We start from the raw sequence: 17,033 nt of genomic DNA, 5'->3' as shown, positions 1-17,033 counted from the left end.
AAACCTAATTACCCCGAGTCGCAACCTCGAGTCGACCCACCTTCATTGTTCTAAAAATACTCAATGCCCAAAGTTCAGACCCCGTAGCGCGCCAAGAATGTGTCAACTGCACCATCCACAACGCGGTCAATGTCCGCCTCGCTCACAATATCGATGACACCAAACATCAGCCGCGGCCAGATATCGGCCTTGCACAGTTCACCAAACTGATCAGCGGCCAATGCCACATCATCGATGCGCAATTCGTCCCGCGCCATCGCCTCTGTAAAATAGCCCGCCATCTCGGCCCGCATCCGCGCCGGGCCGGATTGGTAGAACGCACGGCCAATCTCGGGAAACCGATCCGATTCTGCGACGCAAATGCGAAACACCTGCTGTCCGAATTGCGAAGTAATAAAACGCAGAAAATGCCGCCCCGCTTGCCCCAATACGTCACGCGGTCGGGCTGCCATGTCGATGGTATCAATCGCCGCCTGGCTTTGACGCGCGCATTCCTGGTTGGCCACTTCCATGAATAGCAACCGCTTATCGGGGAAATAGCTGTACAAGGTTGCTTTGCTGACTTCGGCCTGCTTGGCGATGTCGTCCACGCTCGCGCCTTCAAATCCGTCAGCCATGAACACAACCCGCGCGCCCTCAAGCACTTGATCGAATTTACGGCCCTTGCGGACGATGGGTGAGGCGTCGTTCATGCGTGTTCCGGGATTCCAAAGGACAGGCCAATATAAACCGATCTGTTCAATTCGGATAGAAAAAAACGCGAGGCATTGCCAAGTTGTTGGCTATAGGCAGTGGAGCACTGTCGAATGATAGATCATGCCGTCATTTCGGCAATGTAATCGGCCCAACGGCTAAATGCATCGAAGCGGGCGGGCGGTATGAGGGGCCTGTGAGTTGGTAGCGACGCGGGCGGAAGGTCGGGTGGATTTGGTCGTGCGCAAGCAGAAACCTCTCAGCCTGCCGATGGGATTTGAATCCACATATAATTTTCTCTCGTTTGCGGGTTGACCAATGCGGCACTTCGATCGCGTTTGCACAGGGTTATCAAGAACGTCTCCCCCGTCGCGGCGATCACGCTCCAGCGAGTGTTTCTTGCCACGGATCGCGATCACGACTTCGTCCATGTGCCACTTATCACTCGGGACAGGCCTGTCGCGCCAAATGCAGCTTGCGAAGTGACGCCCAAATCGATTGACCCACAACCGGGCCATTTCTCGGCCGACAGGCACACCCCGCGCAGCCAACACGTCCTCAATATCAGCCGTGCTCTGGGTTAGCCGGTGGTACGCCCACACTGCATAGGCAATGACCTCACGAGGACAACAAAAGCCCTTCAGACATGACATAAGCCAGCGCTGGCGCGATTTTCCATGCGGGTATGGCAATGGGATAATTCCAAGGTGTGATAAGGCCAACGACACCGACGGGCCAATGGCGCGCCTCCACGCGTACGTTCGGGCGGATGGAGGCGATAGAAAGCCCTTCAACCCGCAGCGCTTCTTGCGCGAAAAACTTGAATACATGCGCGGCGCGGGTGACCCCATCGATACCTTCCGACAGGATTTTACCTTCTTCGCGCGAAAGCAATTCACCGAGCTCGTCTTTGCGAGCCAAAAGCTCGCCCTCCTACCGCCTCAAGCGCTTCAGCACGAGCCTGCGGTGTTGCAACCGCCCAACCCGGTGCAGCGGCCTAGGCCGCAGCAATTGCGTCTTTGGTCTGCGCGGCATCTGCGCGGGCATATTGACCAATCACATCATCTGTATCTGAGGGATTGATGTTTGCAGCCCATTCGGTACCGGCACACCACGTGCCCGCAATAAAGTTCATCTTTTCCGTGGTGCTTACGCCTTTCTTTAGCTTGCGTTTACCGCTTGGGTCACATCGTTAAGTGCGAGTTTGATGATAGCGAAGAGATCATCAGCCTGCTGAGGTGTGGTGATCATGGGTGGGCAAAAAGCTATCGCATCGCCCAAATTGCGTGAAATCACACCGTGCTTTTGCAACGCCGCATTCATTATGCCACCCAAATGGCCAATCGGGCCTGTAACGGATTTCGATGCCTTATCGTTGACCAGTTCCACAGCGGCGATCATACCCACGCCGCGGACTTCGCCGACAAGTGGATGATCCAGCAAAGTGGCCAGATGCCCGCGAAAATAGCTGCCGGTGTCACTGGCGTTTTGAACCAATCCACGCTCTTCAATGATGGAGAGGTTTTCCAATGCGATAACCGAACCCAATGGATGGCTGCCGCCCGTAAATCCGTGCCCTAATACGCCGATCTGGCCACTTTCTTGCGCCACAGGCGCATAGAAACGTTCGTTCACCAAAAAGGCTGAAAACGGCACATAGCCCGAGGTCAGCTGTTTCGACATCACCATCACATCGGGGCGCATTCCATAGGTCTCAGATCCGAACATATGACCAGTGCGACCAAATCCGCAGATGACCTCATCGGCGACCAAAAGGATGTCGTGTTTATTCAGAACCTCTTGGATCTTTTTCCAATAGGTTTTGGGCGGCACGACGACACCGCCAGCCCCCATGACGGGTTCAGCAAAGAAGGCCGCAATGGTGTCGGGGCCTTCTGCTTGGATTAGGGTTTCCAGATCGTTGGCACAGCGGCTTGCGAACTCTTCTTCTGTTTCACCGTCATGCCCGTCTTTCCAGTAATGCGGACAAGTCGTGTGCAGCACCCGGTCAATGGGAAGATCAAACGATCGGTGGTTGTTGGGCAAACCAGTCAAGCTACCGCTGGCGATCGTCACTCCGTGATAACCGCGTTGCCGTGCAATGACCTTTTTCTTGTTCGGCTGACCCAAGGCATTTGACCGATACCAGATCATTTTCAGCACAGTGTCGTTGGCCTCTGAACCGGAGTTTGTATAAAAAACCTTACTCATCTCGACGGGTGCCATTGAGATGAGCTTTTCCGCTAGATCGATGGCTGGTTCGTGGGATTTGTGGCCGAAATTGTGATAAAATGGCAGCTTAGCCATTTGGGCAGCTGCAACCTTAGCGAGGCGTGGCTCGTTAAAACCGACAGCACAGCACCATAGGCCTGACAGGGCCTCAATGTATCGCTTACCTGAAGTGTCATAGACATAGATGCCCTCGCCACGATCAATAATCATGGGTCCCTTGTCTTCGTGGGCGGCGGCATTGGTATAGCCGTGGAAATGGTAGGCAACATCACGCGCTTCGGGCGAATTGGGCAAGACGTTCATTTTGGTCATGTGCGGGATCTTTCGTGTTAGGCGTCAATATGTTGACCGCCATTAATGTGAATTTCTGTGCCGTAGACGTAAGATGACTGGCTACTGGAAAGCAAATGTACGACTTCCGCCACTTCTTCGGGGCGACCTAAACGCTTCATTGGCACCTCATTTCCAACGACTTTTTCGGTGCCAGGTGACAGGATTGCCGCCTTGAGCTCGCCCGGAGCAACAACATTGACGCGCACGTCAACTTTGCCGAGTTCGCGGGTAAAGCTCGATGACCCTGCCTTGGAAACCGCGCAAACTGACCCTGCAAAGGAGTGCACCTGATGCGCGGCGATAAAAGAGAGGTCGACGACCGCGCCGCGTGCTTGTTTCAAGGGCGCGATCAATTCTTTGCACAGCAGCAATGGGGCGACGAGGTTAACATATTGCACATCAAGGAACGTTTGATCGAAGTTTGCATGGCGCCCATGCGCTGCCCTTCTGGCCCTTTAGGTGAAATGCCCGCGTTGTTGACCAGCGCGTTCAAACCCCGCCCACTCAGAATTTCCCGCAGCTCAGCGGCTGCTGTGATGACAGACGCACTTTGTGACAGGTCGACTTTTATGTGCTGCACGATGCCATCTGCCCTAGGGCAGATTTCTGGAAATGGGGTTCGGGCCAGCGTAACAACATCCCATCCATTGTTATGAAAATGTCGGACAATAACGTGGCCGATATCGCGGCTGGCCCCGGTAACGGCGACCACTGGTTTGTTGGTGTTCTCTTCTTGCACTAGCCCGTCTCCTGCGTATTGCTTTCTACTCCAAAGACCAACGCACCTTTGGCATTGAATGCGATTTGTGCATTTGTACCTGCGGTCATTGCGACCATTGGATTGCCAGCGCCCAATTGCGCCGTAAGACGATGGCCTTTTTCCAGCTCGAAAATCATTTTTGCGCTGGCACCATGATAGATCGTTTCGACCAATTTGGCGTTCATCGAGTTTGAGTGGCTTTCCGTGGCATTAATCGTCAGGCGCTCGGGTCGTACCGATAGCACTGCATGGCTGCCTTGGATGAGGGGGCCTGTCACAGTGGCTTGAACGACCGCGCCAGTGTCCATCTCCAATTGTGCTGAATCGCCTTCTCGTCCGATGACACGTGCAGGAAGCATGTTGGTTTCCCCGATGAAATTTGCCACAAATTGGTTCGCGGGCCGTTCATAAAGGGTTGCTGGTTTGTCGATCTGTTGGATACGCCCGTCATCAAACACAGCAACACGATCTGACATTGTCAGGGCTTCGTCCTGATCGTGGGTTACAAAGACCATAGTGATGCCGAGGTTTTCGTGGATATGCTTAATTTCACCTGCATTTCTTCGCCTAGTTTTTTATCAAGCGCGCCAAGCGGTTCGTCCATCAACACCAACACTGGATCAAAGACCAACGCGCGCGTGACGGCTACGCGTTGTTGTTGTTCACCTGATAGCTGGCGGGGATAACGATTGCCAAAACCACCGAGCTGCACCAAATCCAACGTCCGCCGTGTTTGAACTTCGATGCCAGAACGGGACATTTTGCGCACTTTCAGCGGATAAGCGACATTCTCTGCCACCGCCATAGGGGAACAACGCATAGTTCTGAAAGACCATGCCGATGTTGCGATCAAAGGGCGCGACCGAGTTTAACATTTCGCCATTCAATTCGATCGTGCCTCGTGTCGGTGGTTCAAATCCGGCCAACAACATCAACGCGGTGCTTTTCCCTGATCCAAATGGACCGAGAAGGGTTACAAAGTCGCCACGGGCAATGCTTAGATTTAGGTCTTTGACGACAAGCGTTTCGCCATCGTACGATTTCTGAACGCCCTTAAATTCGACAAAATTATCCATAGGTTTATCCATTTTTCTGGCCCCGTGCGGCGGCGAATTGAGCCAATGTAAGTATCGCGAGCGATACGACGATCATCACGGTTGCCACGGCTGCGATGGTCGGATCCAAATTTTCGCGGATCCCTGAAAACACTTGATGCGGCAACGTGTATTGTTCCGTTCCGGCGATGAATAACGCTACGATCACTTCATCAAACGATGTGATAAAAGCAAACAAATCGCCCAAAATGATACCCGTTGCGATCTGCGGCATCCGGCCATACGCAACAAGCCACAGGCCCTGAAAGACGACGGTCCGTTTCATCTGGAGAAATTGGATCTGAAAAGTAGGCAGCAAGCTGGAGCATCTGTTCTTTGGTCAAACCATATCCAAGATCGGATCTTCAGCCGAATTCTACAACGCCTTGCTCCGCCTCGCTCACTGTGTCGGCAGACACAACAACAATGCCAAATCCAGCGACGTCCCATTCGACCGTTCGGGTTTGCAACCCGTTCAAGAATTTCTTACTGCGCGGCCAATGTTTGCCCCGATCTACGATGACAAGCGTGTATCGGCCCTTGGTGCCGCCGACCAGAAGTTCGCCGCCGTCGAGTTTATTGAAGGATAATGGGGATAGAAACCTGCCTGCCTAAAGTTATGTGTTGGTCACCGTTTGACTTTCGTCAGGTAGACTGACTGGGAATTCGATAAGGGCCAGGCCAAGTCAGGCCCGGCCCCCATCTGGGAGAACAAGTTAAAGCAACAAGGTTGTAATCTCTGGGAAGGCCATCATGACCGCCAGCACCAGCAACTGAATGCCGATAAATGGCAGAAAGCCGCGGAAAATATCGGCCAGAGAGATCTCTGGTGGTGCCACCGACTTAAGGTAAAACGCGGCGGGTCCAAAAGGTGGGCTGAGAAAGCTGACCTGCATGTTGATACAAAACAGGATGCCGAACCAAACAGATACATGAGACGGTGACAGGCTCCCCAACAGACCGATGTCAGCCGGATCCATACCAGCCACAATCGGCAAGAAAACCGGCATCACCAACAACACAATACCGATCCAATCAAGCAAAGCCCCAAGGAACAAGAAGATCACCATCATGACTAGAATGATGCCCATAGGAGGCACATCAAGTCCATTGATCAGGCTTGCGATAAAGGTTGGACCACCGGCAAGCGAATAGGCACCGGCAAGTGCCGTTGCACCAAACGTAACCCACATGATTGTCCCGGTTGAGCGCATCGTGCGTTGCAGCGCTTCTATGAACAGCGACATAGACATTTCGCCACGCAGCGTGATCAAAAGCAACGTCCCGATACACCCAATCGCCGCAGCTTCGGTGATGCCCGTAATACCACCATAGATCGATCCAAGGATCGCACCCACCAAAAGCATAGGTGGCAGCAGCCCCTTGAGAGCGATGATCTTATCGCGGAAGGTTACCTCGTAATCCAGTTCGGGGAGAGGCGCGTCTTGGGGACGCAAACGGGCACGGATCGCGATGTAAACGATATAGCTGAAGCCAAGAAGCAAACCGGGAATGATCGCAGCTTTGAATAGCGAGTGAATCGAGGTTTCGGTGACGACGCCGTAAATGATCAAAACGATAGAAGGAGGGATCATCGTGCCCAGTGAACCCGCGGCACAGATTGTTCCGCATGCAAGGTGTTTGTCATAGTTCAGGCGTAACATTTGCGGCAAAGCCACAAGGCCAAGCAGTACAATCTCGCCGCCAATAATACCTGACATTGCAGCCATGATTATAGCCATGACAGATGTCACAATCGCGATGCCACCCTTGGTGCGCGACATCCACACACTCATCGAGTCGTACATATCTTTGGCTATGTTACTTCGTTCCAACAGCATGGCCATGAATATGAATAACGGCACCGCCAAAAGCGCGTGTTCGATAGTCAGGTCGTACATCCGTTGGCCAAGGATGAAAAATCCTCGGTCGCCCAATTTCCAATAGGCGACAAGAACACCCAAAAAACCTGAGGCAAACCCAAGCGGCACACCGATGGCCAAAAGCACGACAATGGCCAGTACGAGCAGGAGAGAAAGTTCCGCGATACCCAATTACACATCCTCCGGCGGGGCCAAAGGCGCATCGCGGCGCCAATCGACGATAAGGTTATTAATCGCCTGAATGCTCATCCAAGCGCAGACAATGCAAATTAGTGGCTTCATGATGGCTGGGATTGGTGGGTTCCAAGCAGAGCCGTACAGCTCCCAAGTGCTGAATTTACGCATCGCGTTTTCCCAGTATCCCCAGGTCACAGCCCAGCAGAAGATGCAAACACAGGCTGTACCAAACGCGTCCATGGCACGCTGCGCATTGCGATTGATGATGTCATAAACGATGGTCACGCGGATATGAGTGCGTTGTTGCATCGCGTATAGTCCCGCGACCAAAAATATCACGCCGCCCAGCCACCGCGAAAGCTCTTCAACCCAAATCGTCGGGCGCGCGAAAACGTATCGCATGATGACCTCAAACAGCATGATGCCCATGATCATGGCCACAACAAACATCAAAAGTGACGAAATGCGCAACGTTATATGGTCAACAATTGTGAGGGGCGGGCTTTCGGCCCCATGTAATCCACGCGAGAGCATGGGCACGAATTTGGGCGCAACGAACAGCATCCAAAGAAGCGTTAGGCCACTCAGGGATGCCACCCAAAGATAGCCGGATGTGTCGAGAATTGGCATGGAATTGGCTTTCTGATGCGAAATGGAGCGGCGGCGATCGCCGCCGCTCCAAGTTCGATTATTGTGTGATCAGGCCGATTGTCTTCATGAAAGAAATGTGGCTGTTCACCAATTCACCAGCTTCAGGTGTCTTTTCGCCCCATTCTTCCCACTTGCCGCGAGAGAATGTACGGAATGCTTCGCGCTGCTCAGCGTTCCAGTTATAAAGCGTCACACCGTTGGCTTTTGCTTTTTCGGCAGCGATACCCATTTCAACCTGGTGGCTGAGAGTTTCGCGGAACGCCATTTTTTCCATAGCAACTTCAAAAATTGCTTGGATGTCTGCTGGCAGACCGTCCCAAACGTCTTTGTTGATCGCAAGGTGGTCAGCTGGCATCGAGTGGAAGCCGGGATATGTCGCATGCTTAGCAATGTCATAGAGACCAATTTCAGTGTTGGTGGCGATGTTTGACGCATCCGCACCATCAATGATTTTAGTTTCAAGAGCTGTAAACACTTCGCCGAAATCCATAACGATCGGGCTTGCACCCAATTCCGCGAAGATTTCAGTTTGGATGCCTGGAGGAGAGCGGAACTTCCAGTCTTTGAAGTCTTCTACGCCAGCCAATGGGCTTGTGGATGACAGTGATTCCTGACCAGAAATCCACCAACCAACAACGTGCATACCGTGCTTGTGGTAAAGAGGCTGAGCCGCTTCAAGGCCGCCACCGTAGTAGAACCACGAGTACATTTCCCAAGGCGTGTCGTAGCCACCAAGGATATCACCGACGAATTGGAACGCTGGGTCTTTGCCCGTCTGATAGGCAGCGCCCGTCATGTCGCCATCGATAACACCGTTTACTGCGGCATCAAATGTTTCGGTCGCTTTTACCAAAGACGCTGAATAGAACATCTCGACGTCAACACGCCCACCGGACATGCGCTCGACGTCATCCATCATGCTTTGAACGTTCTTACCTTTGAGCGATTCGGCGCTGAAATGGGTCTGAATGGATAGCTCATAGTCTGCAGCGAATGCACCCGTGGCCCCAAGTATGGTCGCCATGAATGGCCCGACTAGATTGCGTTTTAGTGTCATATCTTCCTCCCAAAAATTTGTAATGACGCCGAATTTCGTTTCCTCCCAACGTCATGTGTTGTATGTTGTATGTTGTATGTTGTATGATGAATTGCAGGAAAGCAACCAACAAGAACGATTTCTCTGGCCGCTGTCTACAATGTGAAGGTAATCATTTTGGGGTGAGGCAAATATTGAAGGGTCGAGGTCATGCCGGATTTTGAGAATCTCGCTTTGGGTAGACGTCCCAAGCTCAGCGAACGCGTAGCTGATCAATTACGAGAAGGGATTCAAAAGGGCGATTTCGCGCCGGGTGCGCAGCTTCCAACAGAGAATGCTCTGGTGGAATTGTTCGGTGTGAGCCGTACAGTCATTCGAGAAGCGATCTCTACCTTGCGTGTAGATGGGCTTGTGAAGGCACACCAAGGCCGCGGTGTTTTTGTTTGCGAAGACATCAGTCAGCAACCTTTCCGGCTTTGCAGCAAAGATCTCAGCGAGAAAGACCACATGGAGCAAGCGATGGAGCTGCGCCTGTGTATGGAGGTGTCCAATGCTGAGTTGGCAGCGGTACGTCGTACGGAGGCGGATATTCAAAGCATGACAGCGGCGCTGCAGAAACAGCACGCAGCTCATCAGAGCGGAGAACTTGGCCAAACCGAAGACTTTTCGTTCCATTTGGCGATCGCGAACGCAACACAGAATTCCTACATGGTAGATTTCTTACGCTTTCTCGGGCCGTTCATCATTCCTGCAAATGCGATGTATCTGATGGATCAAAAGGAGTTGCCAACCTATCAAGACAGCCTGCGTCAGGAGCATTCAGCCATTGCAGAAGCTATCAAATCTGGCGATGCTGACGCTGCTGGGGCGGCCATGCGCATCCATCTACGTCGCGGGCTTCAGGTCAACTCTAGTGCGAGCAACGCTTGAGTTTCTGGGATTTACGATCCCAGACTATGTGCAACCTATTCGACAGATACTATGCGTGACACAAGGCGACGAGGCCTTGCCAAGTTGTTGATCATAAATAGTGGAGCACTGTCGAATGTTAGATCATGCCGTCATTTCTGCTGTGTAATCGACCCAAAAGCTAAATGCATCGGGGCGGGCGTGGCGGTATGAGGGTCCTGTGAGTTGGTAGCGACGCGGGCGGAAGGTCGGGTGGATTTGGTCGTGCGCAAGCAGAAACCTCTGAACCTGCCGGTGGGATTTGAACTCATATATAATCTTCTCTCGTTTGCGGGTTGGCCGATGCAACACTTCGATCGCGTTGTTCATGCTTTCGTGGGCGCGGCGGTCTGCGTCCAAGGCCAGCCTCTTGATCAGTTTGATAGAGCGACGCAACTTGTCCGTTGCAAGGCAGTGCAGTGCAATATGCAATATGCAATATCACGAGAGGGGTGACGACGACCCTCGGCTCGCCAACCGGGCGACCTACCTTTGGAAGAAGCGCCTTGCTGCTTTGACATTCCAGCGTTTGTACAGGGATATCAAGAACGTCCTCCCTCGCGGCGATCACGCTCCAGCCAGCGCTTCTTGCCACGGATCGTGATCATAACTTCGTTCATGTGCCACTTGTCACTCGGGATAGGCCTGTCGCGCCGAATGCAGCTTGCGAAGTGACGCCCAACTCGATTAGCCCACAACCGAGCCGTTTCGCGGCTGAAAAGCACGCCCCATGCAACCAATGTGCCATCAACATCAGCCGTGCTCAGGACTAGCCGATGGTACGCCCAAACAGCAAAGGCAAGACTTCTTCAGGACAACAAAGCCCTTCAGACGTGACATATTGCCTGGGATATTCATTAACCTGGCTTACCCAGATCAAACCCAGTCAAAAAATCGGCAATAATTCCTACCCTACCTCATCACCAATGCCTGAACAGCGACCACCATCGCTTTTGTCGTGGTGTTTATCGAATTGTGGGCCATCACGTGGACACCGAATAAATGCATGGACACACCGTTCCGGCGGGCAACGTTGCAAGTCATTGTCGGCGAGGCGTTGGTTTTTGCAACTGGCATCCTAATCCGCAGTGGCTAGCACCCGCGCGGCGCGGTAAGACGTATCCATGCTAGCGATCTTGTTCAAAACTCTGCCCTTCTTCGCACTGATTGCCTTGGGGTATTGGGCCGGGCGCACGCGGTTTTTTACGCAAGAGGCCACGGCATACCTGACCAAGTTTGTGTTCTACTTCGCGCTCTCCGCGATGATCTTCCGCTTTGCCGCCAATCTTGAATTGGCCGAGGTTTGGGATTTGAACCTTGTCCTTGCGTATCTGTCGGGCACGGTGCTGGTCTATTTGATCGCCACAGGCGTTGGTATGATCCGGCGCCTCGACATGCCGACCACCGCCGTCGAGGCCCAATGCGCCGTGATCGGCAATGCAGGCTTTCTAGGCCTGCCCATGCTGGCCCTGTTGTTCGGACCACAAGCCATTGGGCCGGTGATGTTGGTGCTGGCCACAGACTTGATCGTGTTTTCCAGCCTGATCGTGATCTTGATCTCTGTCGGGCAAGATGGGCGCATGTCTTGGGCTGTGTTGCGCACGATCCCCATGGGACTTGTCAAAAACCCGATGATTGTCGCCATGAGCCTCGGACTGATCTGGTCTGGTTTCAAAATCCCAATTCCCGAACCCATGAACGACTTCCTTACCATCCTCGGTGGTGCGGCCACCCCCGGCGCACTGTTTGCCATCGGCTCATCGCTTGCTTCCAAATCGGCCGAACGTCTGCCGATCGCAGGTTGGCTTAGTTTTTGTAAGCTGGTGCTGCACCCAGCCGCTGTGGCGGTTTCTGCCCTCTTGATCTTTAATGTCGACCCATTCGGGGCGGCCATGATCATTGCCTGCGCAGCTATGCCCGTGGCAGGCAATATCTATATGCTGGCGCAACACTACGGCGTTGCCCCGCAGCGGGTGTCGGCGGCGATCCTTGTCTCTACAGCCCTCAGCATCGCCAGCCTCACTGCCGTGATCGCATGGATAAGTTGATCCCTCCTTCATCTTGCCAAATAAACTCCCGCCGGAGGCATCCAAAACTTGCCGTACGCGCCGCCGCCCACTAGCGATGAACAAACCAAAAGGACCGCGCCGATGAAAACCCAATCTGAGAATGCCTGCTTTGGCGGCACCCAAGGGGTCTATACCCACGCCTCAACCACCTGTGCATGCGATATGACCTTTGGCTTGTTCCTGCCCGCCGAGGCGCGCGATGGCCCGGTGCCGCTTTTGTGGTTTTTGTCTGGCCTGACCTGCACTCATGAAAACGCCATGACCAAGGCGGGCGCACAGACTTGGGCGGCAGAACATGGAATTGCCATCGTCTTTCCCGACACCTCGCCGCGCGGCGATAATGTGGCGGATGATGACGCTTATGATCTTGGCAAGGGTGCCGGTTTCTATGTGAACGCCACGCAAGATCCATGGGCCAAGCACTTCCGCATGTGGGACTACGTGATGGAGGAATTGCCGGCAGTTTTGGGTGAAACTTTTGCTTTAGACATGGAACGCCAATCGATCACCGGCCATTCCATGGGCGGGCACGGCGCACTGACAATGGCGATGGCGACACCTGGTCGTTTCCGGTCGATGTCTGCTTTTGCCCCCATCGCACACCCGACGGCCAGTGATTGGGGGCGCAAGCAGCTAAGTGCATATTTGGGGAACAATGAAGAGACGTGGGCCGCTCACGATGCCACGTTGCTTATGCGCGCGAACGGGTTTGACGGGCCTGTTTTGATCGACACGGGCACATCGGATCAGTTCCTAGATTTACTAAAACCCGAAGCCTTGGCCGAGGCCGCCACCGCACGTCGTCAGCAGATGACGTTTCGCATGCAACCCGGTTACGACCATTCTTATTTCTTCATCTCATCCTTCATGGAAGATCACGTCGCCTTTCATGCAGAGGCGTTGTGGGTATAAGCCTGCACAATAAAGAGGTGTGGGAATGAGCCCGCGCAATAAAGAGGTTTGGCTGTGACCACACTTTACATTGATGCCGATGCCTGTCCGGTTAAATCCGAGGCAGAACGCGTCGCCACTCGCCACAAAATACCAATGAAAGTCGTCAGCAATGGCGGTTTGCGCCCTTCGCAAAATCCCTTTGTGGAAAATGTGATCGTCGATTCCGGTCCAGATGTCGCGGATATGTGGATCGCCGACCGTGCCGGCCCCAAAGACGTGGTCATCACCGGCGACATCCCACTTGCCGCCAAATGCGTTGAAGCCGGTGCGCGTGTTCTGAAACACAATGGCGAGGCGCTGACGGCCGCCAACATCGGCAACGTTCTTGCCACCCGCGATTTGATGGCGGACTTGCGCGCAGCCGATCCTTTTCGGCAGGGCGGCGGTAAAGGCTTTACCAAAGCGGATAGATCGCGTTTTCTGGACGCATTGGAACGTGAATTAAGGGCGGCACAACGATGACTATCAAGGCAGTGGTTTTTGACATCGGCAATGTGCTGATCCAATGGCAACCTGAACGGTTTTACGACAGCGTCATCGGCGAAACGCGCCGCCGCGAAATGTTTGCCGCCGTGGATTTGCACGCCATGAACGACAAAGTCGATATGGGCGCGCATTTCACGGACACCGTCTATGCCTGCGCTGAGGACTATCCCGAATGGCGCGACGAAATTCGCATGTGGCACGACCGTTGGATTGAGATGGCGACTCCAGTGATCGACCATTCCGTTCGTTTGATGACCGCTCTTCAAGCCAAGGGGATGCCCGTGTTTTCCCTCACCAATTTCGGCATCCAAAGCTATGATTTTGCGGCAACCCACTATCCGTTTTTACGTGCCTTCGATCGGGATTTCATCTCGGGGCACATGCAAGTGATCAAACCAGACGCGCAGATTTATCAGATGCTAGAGGACGCCAGCGGGCTGTCTGGCGCCGACTTGATCTTTGCCGATGATCGCGCCGACAATATAGAAGCTGCTGCCGCCCGTGGCTGGCAGACGCATCTTTTTGAAGATCCACAAGGATGGGCGGACCGGCTGGTGAGTGAAGGGTTGCTTACATCGGCCGAAGCCGCATGAATATTCCGTTCATCCCCTTTGCCGAAGGCGAGGCACTGCTTGACTGGATTGGCCTGACCGATGCTTTGGCCGCAGGGCACCATTTGCCCAAGGCCGAGATCGGCGACACATTTCTGTACCGCGATTCCGACACGCTGCTTAGTCGCGCAGCGTGGATCAACGGGCTGGGCATGGCCGTTAAAACGGCCACCATTTTCCCCGGCAATCCAAGGCACGACAAGCCGATGGTTAACGGAGGGGTGAACCTTTATGCGGACGGCGATGGCACGCTTGAGGCCATCGTGGATTTTCACCTTGTGACCAAGTGGAAGACAGCCGGAGACAGCCTGTTGGCGGCCCGCCGTCTGGCCCGTCCGGACAGTCGTAACATTTTGATTGTTGGCGCTGGAACTGTGGGGCGTTCGCTGTTTGATGCTTATAGCGCGGCCTTCCCGCAGGCACAGTTTACCGTTTGGAACCGAACCCGCGCCAATGCCGAAGCGATGGCCAAGGCGCGCCCCGGCCTTGAAATAGCCGACACTCTGGCTGACGCCGTGCAGGCGGCAGACATCGTCACATCGGCCACAATGTCGACAGACCCCTTGATCAAAGGCGAATGGCTGCGCCCCGGCCAGCACATCGACCTGATCGGTGCTTATCGCCCGGACATGCGCGAGGTCGACGACGCCGCCTTGCTGAAATCGCGGATCTTTGTTGACAATTTCGACACCACTTTGGGCCATATAGGCGAGGTAAAGATACCGCTAGAGGCCGGAACCATCAAACGCGACGCCATAAAAGCTGACTATTACGACTTGCCGGCCTTTACCCGCACAGCAAACGATATCACTTTGTTCAAAAACGGGGGCGGGGCACATCTGGATTTGATGACCAGCCGCTATATTCTTGATCGCTGGCGTACATCTTGATCTGGGTTGTCGTTCTGGCTCTTGGCGTTATCGCCATTCCACAAACCATCGAGTGGATGCGCCATGGCGTCAGCGCAAAACGCCGTGCCGATAGCCCTGGTAAAGTTAAATTACTGTCACAGGGTGAAACCTACTATGAATGGCTGGGGCCAGAACGTGGGCCTGTCGCGGTTTGCGTGCATGGCCTTAGCACATCTTCTTATGTGTGGCGCGGCATGGCCAAAGGGTTGGCATTGCTGGGGTTTCGCGTGCTTGTCTATGATCATTACGGCCGTGGCCTGTCTGAAGCTGTGAACGGTAAACAGGACGCAGATTTCTTTGTGACGCAGTTGGTTGACCTGCTTGTCCTCGAAAAGATCGACGAACCGCTAACAATGTTGGGGTATTCGATGGGTGGCGCCGTCGTGGCGCATTTCGCGGCGCGCTATCCCGACAAGGTCAAGCAGCTGATCCTGTTGGCTCCAGCCGGTATGCATGACATCGCGGGCGGTAAAATCAAAATGACGCGCGATTGGCCGGTGATCGGCGATTGGCTGTTCCTTCTGATCTACCCATTCATCCTACGCAAAGGGATCCGTGCCGAGGCGGGACTGCCCAGCAGTGTCGAAGATATCAACGCCCTTCAGCATGCTGAAACGGATCGGCGTGGCTACTTCCCGGCAATCTTATCTTCTTTGCGCGGCCTACTGCGCCACAAAACCAATGAACAACACCTAGCCATCGCAGCTATGGGCTTGCCCGTTCTCGCCATTTGGGGAGAGGACGACGACGTTATCCCTCTTTCCAGCAAAGACGCGTTGTCTGAATGGCACCCACAAGCCCAGCAAGCCGTCATTCCCGGCGCAGGTCACGGGCTAACCCACACGCACACCGATCAAGTGCTGGACGCAATCAAAGCTTCGCGGGGTTAGGCGGACGCGGGCGCATCTAGACGACGCTCGCGGATCGGCAGATGCACAATCGCGCTAAACGCGCCGATGGCGACGCCGACCCACCAAACCTGTTCATACGATCCATAAAGATCGTACATCCGCCCCCCCAGCCAGACCCCCAGAAAAGACCCCAACTGGTGGCTGAAAAACACGATTCCATAAAGCGTGCCCATATAGCGCAGCCCATAGATATGCGCGACCAACCCCGACGTCAGCGGCACAGTCGCCAGCCACAATGACCCCATCGCGATGGAAAAAATGATCACCGTGCTTGGCGTCATCGGCATGAGGATGAACAAAGACGCCACAACCGTGCGCGCTGTATAAATGCCCGCCAATAGGTACTTCTTAGAATACCTTTTGCCCGCCCATCCGGCCAGCAAAGTGCCCGCGATATTTGCCAAACCGATCAACGAAATCGACAGTGCCCCAAGGGCAGACGTCGTTGTGATGCCCAAATTATGCAACGCGCCCCCCGGCAGGATCGGCCCGCAGACCTCTGTAATGAAGGCCGGGAAATGCGCGGTAATAAACGCCAGTTGGTAGCCGCAGGAAAAGAAGCCCAGAAAAATAAGCGTATAGGATGGATCACGGAACGCCCTCATCAGGATCGTGCCCATGCTTTCTTCTAGCTCGGCCTTTGACGCCATCGCAGGCGCGCGCATCAGCGGTAAGGTTAGGATCAACGACAAAATCACAGCGGCAAAAATCAGGAACACGTTTTGCCATGTCATCATCGTCAGCATCCATTCCGCCACGGGCGCGCCAAACACCTGCCCCGCCGACCCTGCCGCCGTGGCGATGGCAAGGCTCATCGATCGGTTTTCGTCGCTGCTGGCCCGCCCAACCACAGCCAAAATCACGCCAAACCCGGTGCCTGCGATGCCAAAGCCCACCAGCCACGCATAGGCTTGGTGTTCCAGCGGCGTGGTCGAAGAGGCTGACAGCACCATGCCGGCAGCATAAATTAACGCACCCATTACGATGGCTTTACGGTCGCCTATCTTTTCTGCGATGGCCCCGAAGATCGGTTGGCCGATCCCCCACGCAAGGTTTTGAATCGCAATAGCGAGCGAAAATTCAGATCTCAGCCATGCGAATTCGTCCGCAATCGGGATTTGGAATACGCCAAAAGATGCGCGCACCGCAAAGCTGACCATGATGATGACACATCCCACGACCAGAACGGGCGTAAAAATAGACGGGCGGCTGTGCATGAACGTTTCCTTCATTGAATTTCAGCACAGTGCCGAGAGAACCAAAGCCCGTCAAATCAGCATTTTT

At 54.2% G+C, this 17,033-nt stretch carries 21 protein-coding genes and 3 pseudogenes; 8 read left to right on the top strand and 16 right to left on the bottom strand.

From position 1 onward, the window contains the following. Positions 1–74 precede the first annotated feature (74 nt). From ABJF76_RS11460 to ABJF76_RS11395, 14 genes and pseudogenes are all read right to left on the bottom strand, one after another. Entirely contained in the window at positions 75–692 is a 618-nt protein-coding gene (locus tag ABJF76_RS11460) for a TetR/AcrR family transcriptional regulator (protein ID WP_413820164.1), read from the bottom strand. A 122-nt stretch (positions 693–814) separates the two neighbouring features. Continuing rightward, positions 815–1,346: pseudogene (locus tag ABJF76_RS11455) on the bottom strand (IS6 family transposase). Continuing rightward, positions 1,312–1,614 carry an aldehyde dehydrogenase family protein gene (locus tag ABJF76_RS11450; RefSeq protein WP_413820163.1) on the bottom strand — a complete coding sequence of 101 codons (303 nt, stop codon included), beginning with the start codon at positions 1,612–1,614 and terminating at the stop codon, positions 1,312–1,314. Before ABJF76_RS11450 ends, ABJF76_RS11455 begins: the two are co-directional and overlap by 35 nt. 76 nt (positions 1,615–1,690) lie before the next feature. Continuing rightward, positions 1,691–1,828: a hypothetical protein gene (locus ABJF76_RS11445; protein ID WP_413820162.1), complete on the bottom strand. Its 138-nt coding sequence runs from the start codon at positions 1,826–1,828 to the stop codon at positions 1,691–1,693. A gap of 26 nt (positions 1,829–1,854) precedes the next feature. Beyond that, complete coding sequence (locus ABJF76_RS11440; protein ID WP_413820481.1) at positions 1,855–3,228, bottom strand: aspartate aminotransferase family protein; 1,374 nt, start codon at positions 3,226–3,228, stop codon at positions 1,855–1,857. Positions 3,229–3,254: 26 nt separating this feature from the next. Next, positions 3,255–3,656 (bottom strand): SDR family oxidoreductase, encoded by a 402-nt coding sequence (locus tag ABJF76_RS11435; RefSeq protein ID WP_413820161.1) that lies wholly within the window; start codon positions 3,654–3,656, stop codon positions 3,255–3,257. Beyond that, a complete protein-coding gene (locus tag ABJF76_RS11430) occupies positions 3,608–3,970 on the bottom strand; it encodes an SDR family NAD(P)-dependent oxidoreductase (protein WP_413820480.1) in 363 nt (120 codons plus the stop codon). The genes ABJF76_RS11435 and ABJF76_RS11430 overlap by 49 nt, the downstream gene beginning before the upstream one ends. A gap of 26 nt (positions 3,971–3,996) precedes the next feature. After that, a complete protein-coding gene (locus ABJF76_RS11425; protein WP_413820160.1) occupies positions 3,997–4,533 on the bottom strand; it encodes a TOBE domain-containing protein in 537 nt (178 codons plus the stop codon). Beyond that, a complete protein-coding gene (locus ABJF76_RS11420; RefSeq protein ID WP_413820159.1) occupies positions 4,521–4,778 on the bottom strand; it encodes an ATP-binding cassette domain-containing protein in 258 nt (85 codons plus the stop codon). The genes ABJF76_RS11425 and ABJF76_RS11420 overlap by 13 nt, the downstream gene beginning before the upstream one ends. Further along, positions 4,681–5,094 carry an ATP-binding cassette domain-containing protein gene (locus ABJF76_RS11415; RefSeq protein ID WP_413820158.1) on the bottom strand — a complete coding sequence of 138 codons (414 nt, stop codon included), beginning with the start codon at positions 5,092–5,094 and terminating at the stop codon, positions 4,681–4,683. Before ABJF76_RS11415 ends, ABJF76_RS11420 begins: the two co-directional genes overlap by 98 nt. 4 nt (positions 5,095–5,098) lie before the next feature. Continuing rightward, complete coding sequence (locus ABJF76_RS11410; protein ID WP_413820157.1) at positions 5,099–5,398, bottom strand: ABC transporter permease; 300 nt, start codon at positions 5,396–5,398, stop codon at positions 5,099–5,101. Positions 5,399–5,828: 430 nt separating this feature from the next. Beyond that, on the bottom strand, positions 5,829–7,166 hold the full coding sequence (locus ABJF76_RS11405; protein ID WP_413820156.1) for a TRAP transporter large permease: 1,338 nt from the start codon (positions 7,164–7,166) through the stop codon (positions 5,829–5,831). Next, complete coding sequence (locus ABJF76_RS11400) at positions 7,167–7,802, bottom strand: TRAP transporter small permease subunit (RefSeq protein WP_413820155.1); 636 nt, start codon at positions 7,800–7,802, stop codon at positions 7,167–7,169. Between the two features lie 58 nt (positions 7,803–7,860). Further along, complete coding sequence (locus ABJF76_RS11395; RefSeq protein ID WP_413820154.1) at positions 7,861–8,880, bottom strand: TRAP transporter substrate-binding protein; 1,020 nt, start codon at positions 8,878–8,880, stop codon at positions 7,861–7,863. A 189-nt stretch (positions 8,881–9,069) separates the two neighbouring features. On the opposite strand from ABJF76_RS11395, the gene ABJF76_RS11390 reads away from it, so the two are divergent. Then, positions 9,070–9,789, top strand: coding sequence for a FadR/GntR family transcriptional regulator (locus ABJF76_RS11390; protein WP_413820153.1), 720 nt, complete (start codon positions 9,070–9,072; stop codon positions 9,787–9,789). A gap of 123 nt (positions 9,790–9,912) precedes the next feature. Here ABJF76_RS11390 and ABJF76_RS11385 read toward each other — a convergent pair. Beyond that, a pseudogene (locus ABJF76_RS11385) lies at positions 9,913–10,665 on the bottom strand (IS6 family transposase). Positions 10,666–10,714: 49 nt separating this feature from the next. Here ABJF76_RS11385 and ABJF76_RS11380 point away from each other — a divergent pair. From ABJF76_RS11380 to ABJF76_RS11350, 7 genes and pseudogenes are all read left to right on the top strand, one after another. After that, positions 10,715–10,903: pseudogene (locus ABJF76_RS11380) on the top strand (rubrerythrin family protein); the annotation flags it as partial. Between the two features lie 28 nt (positions 10,904–10,931). After that, complete coding sequence (locus tag ABJF76_RS11375; protein ID WP_413820152.1) at positions 10,932–11,855, top strand: AEC family transporter; 924 nt, start codon at positions 10,932–10,934, stop codon at positions 11,853–11,855. Positions 11,856–11,957: 102 nt separating this feature from the next. Continuing rightward, complete coding sequence (gene fghA, locus ABJF76_RS11370) at positions 11,958–12,788, top strand: S-formylglutathione hydrolase (RefSeq protein ID WP_413820151.1); 831 nt, start codon at positions 11,958–11,960, stop codon at positions 12,786–12,788. Positions 12,789–12,842: 54 nt separating this feature from the next. Beyond that, the gene (locus ABJF76_RS11365; RefSeq protein ID WP_413820150.1) at positions 12,843–13,292 is read left to right on the top strand and encodes a YaiI/YqxD family protein; all 450 of its coding nucleotides are present in this window, start codon (positions 12,843–12,845) and stop codon (positions 13,290–13,292) included. Continuing rightward, on the top strand, positions 13,289–13,909 hold the full coding sequence (locus tag ABJF76_RS11360; RefSeq protein WP_413820149.1) for an HAD family hydrolase: 621 nt from the start codon (positions 13,289–13,291) through the stop codon (positions 13,907–13,909). Before ABJF76_RS11365 ends, ABJF76_RS11360 begins: the two co-directional genes overlap by 4 nt. After that, positions 13,906–14,817 carry an ornithine cyclodeaminase family protein gene (locus ABJF76_RS11355; protein ID WP_413820148.1) on the top strand — a complete coding sequence of 304 codons (912 nt, stop codon included), beginning with the start codon at positions 13,906–13,908 and terminating at the stop codon, positions 14,815–14,817. Before ABJF76_RS11360 ends, ABJF76_RS11355 begins: the two co-directional genes overlap by 4 nt. Next, positions 14,814–15,728, top strand: a complete 915-nt coding sequence (locus ABJF76_RS11350; RefSeq protein WP_413820147.1) for an alpha/beta fold hydrolase — start codon at positions 14,814–14,816, stop codon at positions 15,726–15,728. Before ABJF76_RS11355 ends, ABJF76_RS11350 begins: the two co-directional genes overlap by 4 nt. Here the strand turns inward: ABJF76_RS11350 and ABJF76_RS11345 are convergent. Continuing rightward, on the bottom strand, positions 15,725–16,966 hold the full coding sequence (locus ABJF76_RS11345; RefSeq protein ID WP_413820146.1) for an MFS transporter: 1,242 nt from the start codon (positions 16,964–16,966) through the stop codon (positions 15,725–15,727). The two genes, ABJF76_RS11350 and ABJF76_RS11345, sit on opposite strands and share 4 nt — an antisense overlap. Between the last annotated feature and the right edge of the window lie 67 nt (positions 16,967–17,033).

It is taken from the genome of Tateyamaria sp. (assembly GCF_039940735.1).
In the GTDB taxonomy this organism is placed as follows: domain Bacteria; phylum Pseudomonadota; class Alphaproteobacteria; order Rhodobacterales; family Rhodobacteraceae; genus Tateyamaria.
This window is presented reverse-complemented; position numbering and strand designations above follow the sequence as displayed.

Excerpts from the sequence above, each read along its gene's own strand:
- ABJF76_RS11410 (WP_413820157.1), bottom strand. The coding sequence starts at position 5,398 with ATGAAACGGACCGTCGTCTTTCAGGGCCTGTGGCTTGTTGCGTATGGC.
- ABJF76_RS11355 (WP_413820148.1), top strand. The coding sequence starts at position 13,906 with ATGAATATTCCGTTCATCCCCTTTGCCGAAGGCGAGGCACTGCTTGAC.
- ABJF76_RS11460 (WP_413820164.1), bottom strand. The coding sequence starts at position 692 with ATGAACGACGCCTCACCCATCGTCCGCAAGGGCCGTAAATTCGATCAA.
- ABJF76_RS11425 (WP_413820160.1), bottom strand. The coding sequence starts at position 4,533 with ATGGTCTTTGTAACCCACGATCAGGACGAAGCCCTGACAATGTCAGAT.
- fghA (WP_413820151.1), top strand. The coding sequence starts at position 11,958 with ATGAAAACCCAATCTGAGAATGCCTGCTTTGGCGGCACCCAAGGGGTC.
- ABJF76_RS11440 (WP_413820481.1), bottom strand. The coding sequence starts at position 3,228 with ATGAACGTCTTGCCCAATTCGCCCGAAGCGCGTGATGTTGCCTACCAT.
- ABJF76_RS11375 (WP_413820152.1), top strand. The coding sequence starts at position 10,932 with ATGCTAGCGATCTTGTTCAAAACTCTGCCCTTCTTCGCACTGATTGCC.
- ABJF76_RS11390 (WP_413820153.1), top strand. The coding sequence starts at position 9,070 with ATGCCGGATTTTGAGAATCTCGCTTTGGGTAGACGTCCCAAGCTCAGC.
- ABJF76_RS11445 (WP_413820162.1), bottom strand. The coding sequence starts at position 1,828 with ATGAACTTTATTGCGGGCACGTGGTGTGCCGGTACCGAATGGGCTGCA.
- ABJF76_RS11415 (WP_413820158.1), bottom strand. The coding sequence starts at position 5,094 with ATGGATAATTTTGTCGAATTTAAGGGCGTTCAGAAATCGTACGATGGC.
- ABJF76_RS11400 (WP_413820155.1), bottom strand. The coding sequence starts at position 7,802 with ATGCCAATTCTCGACACATCCGGCTATCTTTGGGTGGCATCCCTGAGT.
- ABJF76_RS11345 (WP_413820146.1), bottom strand. The coding sequence starts at position 16,966 with ATGCACAGCCGCCCGTCTATTTTTACGCCCGTTCTGGTCGTGGGATGT.
- ABJF76_RS11420 (WP_413820159.1), bottom strand. The coding sequence starts at position 4,778 with ATGTCCCGTTCTGGCATCGAAGTTCAAACACGGCGGACGTTGGATTTG.
- ABJF76_RS11395 (WP_413820154.1), bottom strand. The coding sequence starts at position 8,880 with ATGACACTAAAACGCAATCTAGTCGGGCCATTCATGGCGACCATACTT.
- ABJF76_RS11360 (WP_413820149.1), top strand. The coding sequence starts at position 13,289 with ATGACTATCAAGGCAGTGGTTTTTGACATCGGCAATGTGCTGATCCAA.